This window comes from Tardiphaga sp. OK246 (assembly GCF_900188215.1).
Classification (GTDB): Bacteria; Pseudomonadota; Alphaproteobacteria; order Rhizobiales; family Xanthobacteraceae; genus Tardiphaga; species Tardiphaga robiniae.
In genome coordinates this window covers 1,149,644-1,157,165 of record NZ_FZOX01000002.1, presented here as the reverse complement: position 1 = coordinate 1,157,165, position 7,522 = coordinate 1,149,644, and the positions used below count along the sequence as shown (strand labels likewise).

Here is a 7,522-nt window from a genome sequence, read left to right as displayed (position 1 = left end):
AAACCTGATGGGGATGTTGTCAACGGCAGATAGGAAAAAATGTTTAGGTGCTTTACGCAGCCCCAAACTGTCATTCCGGGGCGGGACCGGCGCCGCAGGCGACGGGACCGAGCCCGGAATCCCGACATGGGAGTCTTCGATCGTGCCAAACACATCGAGATTCCGGGTTCGCACTACAGCGGCTCCGCCGCTTTCGTGCGCCCCGGAATGACGAGTGTGGATCGAGGCTCGCGCTATGCCGGCTTCGCCGGCGACGCACGCCCTCAGGCAAACCAATTGGTTTGCCGGGGAATGACGAGCTTGGGCGGTACGTTGTCGCCCGCTGCCGTCGGATGGGCTATGTCAGTGGCGAGATGATGAAGAGGCAGAAATGATGACGGATGTTTTTCGGCTGGATCGCTATCTCGCGCGGATCGGCTTTGACGGATCGGTTGCGCCGGATCTGGCGACACTGACGGCCATTCATGTCGCTCACATCAATGCGCTGCCTTTCGAGGGGCTCAATCCGTTTCTCCATCTGCCGGTCAAGTTGGACATGGCATCATTGCAGCAGAAACTCATCGATGGCCGACGTGGTGGCTATTGCTATGAGCTGAACGCGATGCTGCGGGCCGCGCTCGAGACGATCGGCTTCAAGGTCACTGGCCTCGGCGCCCGGGTGCGTTGGAATGCGCCGCCGGACAGTCCGCTTGGCCCCAGGACGCACATGCTCCTGAAGGTCGATCTTCCGGACGGACCCTATCTCGCCGATACCGGCTTTGGCGCCTGCGTCCTCGATGCACCTCTACGGCTCCTCGCGGGGACCGAGCAGCAAACGGCGATGGGGACCTATCGGCTGACTGAAGCCGATGGCCTGTTGTCGCTGAGCGCGAAGCGGGCGGACGGCTGGCGGACGATGTACGTGTTTGACCTCGCGCCGCAACTGCCGTCGGATTACGAGCTCGGCAACTGGTACACATCGACCAGTCCCTTCGTGCCCTTCACCTCGACGCTGGTGATGGAGCGCGTCAGCAACGGCCGGCGTCATAAACTGGTCAATCGCCACCTGACGACCGAGGGACGTGACGGCGAACCGGTGTCTGAACGCGTGCTCGGCAGCGCTGCGGAGTTGCAGCAGGTTCTCGACGAGACCTTTGGCGTCACGCCGCCGGCATCCGCCGACGAGATATTCGCGGTTATCAGCGCAAATGCGGAGCGCCGTTGACTGCTGCGTAATCTCTCCATTTCGACCCGGTTGCAGCGAATGACGCCTTCGGCTAATTCGCCCCGGGATCATCACGAGGAACGTCAAATGTCGCTGTCATCCGCCAAGAACTACGCGCTGCGTGCCGCCAAGTCGCAGGACCAGAAGGAGGCCACCGAGCTTTTGTCCAAGGCGATCATGGAATTGACACTGGCGATCGAGGCGCAGGACGCCAAGATCAAGAAGATGAACAAGGGCGCATGATCGGGACGCCGATCTCACCGGATCGCGATTGAACCTATTGCCCAGCCGCACGTTCAGTATTCCCCACATAAGAGGATACGACATGAGCGCGCTCAGCAAGATCAAGGAACATATGGAAGTCATCGGCGCCGACGGCGTTCATGTCGGCACGGTCGACAAGGTCGAGGGCAACCGCATCAAGCTGACCAAGAAGGACAGCGGCGAGGGCAGCCACAAGGGCCATCATCACTTTATTGATGGCGGTCTGGTCGCCGAGGTTGAGGGCGACAAGGTGCGGCTCTCGGCCAATGGCGACGTCGCCTTTGCCATGGAAGAAGAGAAGTAAGACGGAAAAACCCCGCGGTGTGAACCGCGGGGTTTTCGTTCAAATCACTCAGATGGAGCGAGGTGAGGCGCGCCTCACTTCACCTCCATCTGCAGGCCTTCCTTGTCGATGATGGTCTTGAACTTGGCCGTCTCGGCCTCGACGAAGGTCTGGAATTGCTGAGGTGTGCCGTAGTCCGACACGGCGCCCATGGCTGCGATGGTCTTCTTGGTCGCGTCGGTGCCGAGCAGAACCTTGATCTGCTCATTGAGCGAGGTCACGGCTTCGGTCGGTGTGCTCTTCGGATAGAACACGCCGAACCATGACGCGACGTCGAACTTCTCCAGCTCGGGCGCGGTCTCGCGCATCGCCGGGACGTTCGGCGCCTGCGCGTTGCGCTGCTGCGTGGTGACGGCAAGGCCGGTGAGCTTGCCGTCGAGCACCTGGGGCAGCGACGGATAGAGATTGTCGAACAGGATCTGGATGTCGCCAGCGAGAGCCGCCTGCAGCGCAGGGCCTGCACCGCGGAACGGCACGTGCTGCATCTTCAAGCCGGTGAGCTGCAGCCACCACGCGCCGGTGAGATGCGGGCTCTGGCCGACGCCCGACGAACCATAGTTCAGCTTGTCCGGATTGGCCTTGATATAGGCGATCAGCTCCGGGATCGTCTTAATCGGCACGCTCGGATGCGCGCAGACGATGTTCGGAATCTTGATCATGTTGGAGACCGCCTGCAACTGATCGCTCTTGTAGGTCAGGTTCTTGAAGATGCTATAGGCGATGGCGTTAGGGCCGGGATTGCCGACCAGAATCGTATGGCCATCGCCCTTGAGACGTGCGACTTCGGCGGTGCCGATGGTGCCGCCGCCGCCCGAGCGATTTTCCACCACAACCGACTGGCCCCAGACCGGCTGCAGATGCGCGGCCAGCATGCGGCCCATCACGTCGGTGGAGCCGCCGGCTGCGGCGGGCACGATGACACGGACGGTTTCGGTGGGCTTCCATTCGCCGGCGCCGAGACTCGCGCGCGGCAGGATCGCGGCGCTGGTGATCGCGGCCGCCCCGGTGAGTACATGGCGACGGGTAACCAGATTGGTCATAGCTTCTTCCCTCGATGGTGTCGTTTTGGTTTTTGATCTTGCTGAAATCGTAGTGAGGCAGATGGTGGCGGGCAAGCCGACCTTGGCCACAGCGTAAAGAAAAGCCCCGCAGCGTGTGCTGCGGGGCTTTTGCAATTCAGCGATTTGATAGTTCCGCCTAGCGGAAGCTGATCAGTTTGAACAGCGGCGTGAGATAGCTCATCTCCTGGCCGGAGGTCGGCGTGGTGCGGCTGATGAAGTCGAAGATCTTGCCGTCCTGCAGGCCGTAATTGGCGAGCCGGATTACCTTGCGGTTCTTGTCGAAATAGATCGCGATGACGCGCTGGTCGGTGACCTTCTGCGGCATGAACGCGACGGCGCGTTCGGCGCGCTGCGAGATGTAATAGAACACTTCGCCCGATAGCGTGGCGACGGTGGAGGGCGTGCCCATCACGATCAGGACCTGATCCTGGCTGGCGCCGATCGGGATCTGCTCCAGCGCGCCGGGGGGCAGGATGTAGCCCTTCTGGAATTGCTCGGCACAGGCGCCCAGCGTGACGCAGAGGGCCGCGACCGCGAGTACGGCGCGCATGCCGCGCCAGCCACGTGTCAGCCGCGCCTTCGCGCTGATGGAGGTCGAAATTGTCATAGCGGAGGGGGTCCCATCCTCTTGATTCTCGGGAAGGCCTTGCTTCCGAAAGACTTGCATCCCGGAAGGCGTTGACGTACCGGGCAGAACCTCTGAATGCAACATGCGCGTGCCCGAGGGGCCCGCCTGAGGAACCCAAGATGGTCTGGCCGTTCAGTCACTTCAGAAAGCCCCCGGCGCCGTTGCGCGGCACCATTGAAGCCATCTATGGCATGATCGTGGCGCAGGCGCGAGAACCCTTGTTTTATCGGGACTTGGGGGCACCGGATACGGTAAACGGGCGTTTCGATATGTTGCTGCTGCACCTGTGGCTGGTGCTGCGCCGGCTGAGTCCCAAGGATGAGTTGTCGCAGGGACTTTTCGACAGGTTCTGCGGCGATATGGACGACAATCTGCGCGAGCTCGGCACCAGCGACATGAAGGTGCCGAAGAAAATGCGGGAGTTTGGCGATGCCTTCTACGGCCGGACAGCGGCCTATGACGCGGCGCTGGGCGCGGGCAGGGAGCCTCTGGCGGCGGCGCTGTCGAAGAATATCTATTATGGCATGAGTATCGAGAACGCCCGGCGTCTCGCTGTGTATGTCGAAGCGGCGAATGCCCGTCTGGGCACGCTCGATACAATGACACTGACATCAGGCGCGTGGCACTTCCCGTCGCCTGCGGAAACCTTGGTAACGACATGAACAGACCCGACCGTACCGTGGATCTCACGCCGCCCTGGAGCGTGCCGATCGCCGTGATCCAGATCCCCGAGACGGGGCTGGCACGCGACATCGAGGCCACCCCCGAGCAGCGCAAGGGAATCGCCGCGCTGGGCGGCCTTGTCAGCGTGGGCGCTGCCAGGGGCGAATTGCTGCTGACCCCCGTCAAGGGCGGCACGGTGCATGTCACCGGCCGCATCTGGGGCAAGGTCGAGCAGACCTGCGTGGTGACGCTGGACCCGGTGGCGGCCGATTTCGAGGAAGAGATCGACCTGATTTTCGCGCCGCCGTCGCAGATTCGCGAACTGGCCGAATCGGTGGACGAGGACATCGAGAGCGACGAGGAGACCCCGGATCCGCCGGAACCGATCGAAAACGGCTTGATCGACCTCGGCAAACTGGCCACGGACGCCCTGTTTCTGGGGCTGGATCCGTATCCCCGCAAGCCGGATGCCGTGTTCGAGCCCGTTGTCGAGGTTCCGGACCCTGAAGAGCACCCGTTTGCGGCCCTGAAAGCGCTGAAAACCGAGCCCGAGAAACCGAAATCCAAAAAGCCCGGGAAGGGCTGAGACCGGGGTCCGATTCCGCGCCCTCAGCGGCTGGCGGGACAAAAGCGCCCGGTCAAGATGTTGTATCGGGTCACGGAAACGCTATTGTCCCCGGCCGAAATCGGGTTAATGCCATAACTTCGCCGTTTGCCGCCGAATGCGGCAGACTTCGTCCGCGGCCACGAGCGTCAGGCCGCAAGAGACAGGTTTCCGGAACGTCCATGCCGAAAAAGGTTCGCATCGCGCTAGACGCCATGGGTGGCGACATCGGCGCATCGGTGGTCATTCCCGGCGCCGCGATTTCGCTGACCCGGCACCCCGACAGTGAGTTCTTGCTGTTCGGTGACAGTGCGCTGATCGAGAAAGAGCTCGCCAACCATCCGGCACTGAAAGCCGTATCGAAGGTGATCCACACCGACGTCGCCGTCAGCATGCATGAGAAGCCCAGCCAGGCGCTGCGCCGTGGCCGCAAGGTTTCGTCGATGTGGCTGGCGATCGAGGCCGTGAAGAAGGGCGAGGCCGATGTGGCGGTCTCCGCCGGCAACACCGGCGCGCTGATGGCGATGGCGCGGTTCTGCCTGCGCATGCTCGACGGTATCGAACGTCCCGGTCTGGCCGCGATCTGGCCGACCACGCGCGGCGATTCCGTCGTGCTCGATCTCGGCGCCACCATCGGCGGCGACGCCAACCATCTGAAGACGCTGGCCGTGATGGGCAGCGCCATGGCCAGCGCGTTGTTCGATCTGGCGCGGCCGACGGTCGGCCTGCTCAATATCGGCGTCGAGGAAATCAAGGGCGGCGACGAGATTCGCGATGCGGCCGAATTGCTGCGCGCTGCCAATCTGCCGCAGCTCGAATTCGTCGGCTTCGTCGAGGGCGACGGCATCGGCCGCGGCGATGCCGACGTGATCGTCACCGAAGGCTTCAGCGGCAATATCGCGCTGAAGGCGGCGGAGGGCACCGCGCGCCAGTTCGCCGAATATCTGCGCAATGCCATGGCGCGCACCTGGCGCTCGCGCATCGGCTACCTGTTCGCCAAGAACGCCTTCAAGGCGGTGCGCGACAAGGTCGATCCGAACAAGTCCAACGGCGCGGTGTTTCTCGGCCTGCGCGGCATCGTGGTGAAAAGCCACGGCGGCACCAATGCCGACGGTTTCGCCTATGCGGTGGATGTCGGTTACGACATGGTCCGCTACGACCTTCTCACCAAAATCAATCAAATGCTCAACCGCGACGGCGCCGCGCTCCCTGCGAGCCCGGCTGCGCAGGAGGCTGTCTCGTGACTGCGATACGTTCGGTCGTGCTCGGCTGCGGCTCTTATCTGCCGGAGCGGATCCTGACCAATGCCGAACTGGCATCCAAGGTTGACACGTCGGACGAATGGATCGTCCAGCGCACCGGCATCAAGCAGCGCCACATCGCCGCCGACGGCGAGTTCACCTCGCATCTGGCGATCAAGGCGGCGCAGGCCGCGCTGGCCAATGCCGGCGTCGACGCGCAGTCGATCGATCTGATCGTGCTGGCGACATCGACCCCGGACAACACATTCCCGGCGACGGCCGTCGCGGTGCAGAACGCGCTCGGCATTACGCACGGCGCGGCATTCGACCTGCAGGCGGTGTGTTCCGGTTTCATCTTCGGTCTGACCACCGCCGACAGCCTGCTGCGCACCGGCGCCGGCAAGCGCGCGCTGGTGATCGGCGCGGAAACCTTCTCGCGCATTCTCGACTGGACCGATCGCGGCACCTGCGTGCTGTTCGGCGATGGCGCCGGTGCGGTGGTGCTGGAAGCACAGACCCAGCCGGGCGAAGCGAGCGATCGCGGCGTGCTGACCACGCATCTGCGTTCCGACGGTCGGCACAAGGAAAAGCTGTATGTCGATGGCGGTCCGTCCTCGACGCAGACGGTCGGTTACCTGCGCATGGAAGGCCGCGAGGTCTTCAAACATGCGGTGGGCATGATCACCGACGTGATCGTCGACGCGTTCAAAGCCACCGGCGCCAGCGCCGAAACCATCGACTGGTTCGTGCCGCATCAGGCCAACAAGCGCATTATCGATGCGTCCGCGCACAAACTGCATATTGCACCGCAAAAGGTGGTGCTGACCGTGGATCTTCACGGCAACACATCGGCCGCATCGATTCCGCTCGCATTGTCGGTGGCGGTCAATGACGGCCGCATCAAGAAGGGCGACCTCGTGCTGCTCGAAGCCATGGGCGGCGGCTTCACCTGGGGGTCTGCACTCATTCGCTGGTGATGCGCTGGTGATGATGCAGATCGACAACAGCTCAAATTGTCATGATTTTCCATGCCTTTGCATCGATGGTGACTGTTGACCGGAGCGCGTTAACCTCCTAATTTCTGACGCGAATTTGGTTCGCCGAGAGTTTGTGGGGCAGGCGATGACGGGCACGGGAAAAACAGTCACACGCGTCGATCTGTGCGAGGCGGTCTATCAAAAGGTAGGCCTCTCGCGCACGGAGTCGTCCGCGTTCGTTGAGCTGGTTTTGAAAGAAATTACGGATTGTCTGGAGAAGGGCGAGACAGTGAAGCTGTCGTCGTTCGGCTCGTTCATGGTGCGCAAAAAAGGCGAGCGCATCGGCCGCAATCCGAAGACCGGCACGGAAGTACCGATCTCGCCGCGGCGGGTGATGGTATTCAAGCCGTCGGCGATCCTGAAACAGCGGATCAACGGCGACAGCACTTCAGTCGGCAACGGCAAAGATCACGACGACTAGCGTTTGTTTTGACGCGTTTTCTTCACGCGAACCGGTAGCCACTTCGCTTGAAAACG

10 protein-coding genes are annotated in these 7,522 nt (G+C 62.4%); 8 read left to right on the top strand and 2 right to left on the bottom strand.

Annotation, left to right across the window (positions count from 1 at the left end):
• The first annotated feature begins 373 nt into the window (after positions 1-373).
• The 3 genes from CHC01_RS12890 to CHC01_RS12885 all read left to right on the top strand — a co-directional run bounded on the left by CHC01_RS12890 (position 374) and on the right by CHC01_RS12885 (position 1,772).
• Positions 374-1,204, top strand: coding sequence for an arylamine N-acetyltransferase family protein (locus tag CHC01_RS12890; RefSeq protein ID WP_089264734.1), 831 nt, complete (start codon positions 374-376; stop codon positions 1,202-1,204).
• A gap of 87 nt (positions 1,205-1,291) precedes the next feature.
• The gene (locus CHC01_RS32545; RefSeq protein WP_165826963.1) at positions 1,292-1,447 is read left to right on the top strand and encodes a hypothetical protein; all 156 of its coding nucleotides are present in this window, start codon (positions 1,292-1,294) and stop codon (positions 1,445-1,447) included.
• 82 nt (positions 1,448-1,529) lie between these two features.
• A complete protein-coding gene (locus CHC01_RS12885; protein WP_089264607.1) occupies positions 1,530-1,772 on the top strand; it encodes a DUF2171 domain-containing protein in 243 nt (80 codons plus the stop codon).
• A 74-nt stretch (positions 1,773-1,846) separates the two neighbouring features.
• Here CHC01_RS12885 and CHC01_RS12880 read toward each other — a convergent pair whose 3' ends face one another.
• On the bottom strand, positions 1,847-2,851 hold the full coding sequence (locus tag CHC01_RS12880; RefSeq protein ID WP_089264606.1) for a Bug family tripartite tricarboxylate transporter substrate binding protein: 1,005 nt from the start codon (positions 2,849-2,851) through the stop codon (positions 1,847-1,849).
• 157 nt (positions 2,852-3,008) lie between these two features.
• Positions 3,009-3,479 (bottom strand): outer membrane protein assembly factor BamE, encoded by a 471-nt coding sequence (locus CHC01_RS12875; RefSeq protein WP_170849688.1) that lies wholly within the window; start codon positions 3,477-3,479, stop codon positions 3,009-3,011.
• A 140-nt stretch (positions 3,480-3,619) separates the two neighbouring features.
• Here CHC01_RS12875 and CHC01_RS12870 point away from each other — a divergent pair, with 140 nt between their 5' ends.
• The 5 genes from CHC01_RS12870 to CHC01_RS12850 all read left to right on the top strand — a co-directional run bounded on the left by CHC01_RS12870 (position 3,620) and on the right by CHC01_RS12850 (position 7,466).
• Positions 3,620-4,162 (top strand): ubiquinol-cytochrome C chaperone family protein, encoded by a 543-nt coding sequence (locus CHC01_RS12870; protein WP_089264604.1) that lies wholly within the window; start codon positions 3,620-3,622, stop codon positions 4,160-4,162.
• Positions 4,159-4,749, top strand: coding sequence for a YceD family protein (locus CHC01_RS12865; protein ID WP_089264603.1), 591 nt, complete (start codon positions 4,159-4,161; stop codon positions 4,747-4,749). Before CHC01_RS12870 ends, CHC01_RS12865 begins: the two co-directional genes overlap by 4 nt.
• Before the next feature lie 200 nt (positions 4,750-4,949).
• Positions 4,950-6,011 (top strand): phosphate acyltransferase PlsX, encoded by a 1,062-nt coding sequence (gene plsX / locus CHC01_RS12860; protein ID WP_089264602.1) that lies wholly within the window; start codon positions 4,950-4,952, stop codon positions 6,009-6,011.
• A complete protein-coding gene (locus CHC01_RS12855) occupies positions 6,008-6,985 on the top strand; it encodes a beta-ketoacyl-ACP synthase III (RefSeq protein WP_089264601.1) in 978 nt (325 codons plus the stop codon). Before plsX ends, CHC01_RS12855 begins: the two co-directional genes overlap by 4 nt.
• A 145-nt stretch (positions 6,986-7,130) precedes the next feature.
• Complete coding sequence (locus CHC01_RS12850; protein WP_089264600.1) at positions 7,131-7,466, top strand: integration host factor subunit alpha; 336 nt, start codon at positions 7,131-7,133, stop codon at positions 7,464-7,466.
• Positions 7,467-7,522 lie beyond the last annotated feature (56 nt).